Raw genomic sequence first — 329 nt, 5'->3', positions numbered from 1 at the left:
AAGTGCCGTTGCAGTACTACCGGGGCTGCGCCCCAGCCCGACGAGTCGTGGGGTGACCGCTGCGGTCCGGGGGCTCCGGCCGGTCGGGGTGATGACCCTGGTCGACGTCGTCGATCGGGTGTATGAACCGTCGTAGCGGTTGGTTGGCCTACTGGCCGCCCGAATCCAGTTGTCAACGCCAGCAACGAGATCAGCCTTCGTTGCATAGACGTGCCGATAGTATTCTTCATGCTTGAAGATCGACCAAAACGATTCGGATGGACTGTTGTCCCAACAAATCCCGGTCGCACCCATCGACCGACGCAACCCGTGCTGCACACACGACGCCG

General features: G+C 61.7%; 1 pseudogene. It reads right to left on the bottom strand.

Annotation, left to right across the window (positions count from 1 at the left end):
* Positions 1–195: 195 nt before the first annotated feature.
* Positions 196–329, bottom strand: a pseudogene (locus P3H15_RS55300) (IS3 family transposase); the annotation flags it as partial.

This window comes from Rhodococcus sp. T2V, assembly GCF_029269925.1.
GTDB classification, from domain to species: Bacteria; Actinomycetota; Actinomycetes; order Mycobacteriales; family Mycobacteriaceae; genus Rhodococcus_F; species Rhodococcus_F koreensis.
The sequence above is the reverse complement of the archived record's forward strand: the minus strand, read 5'-3'. Positions and strand labels throughout refer to the sequence as shown.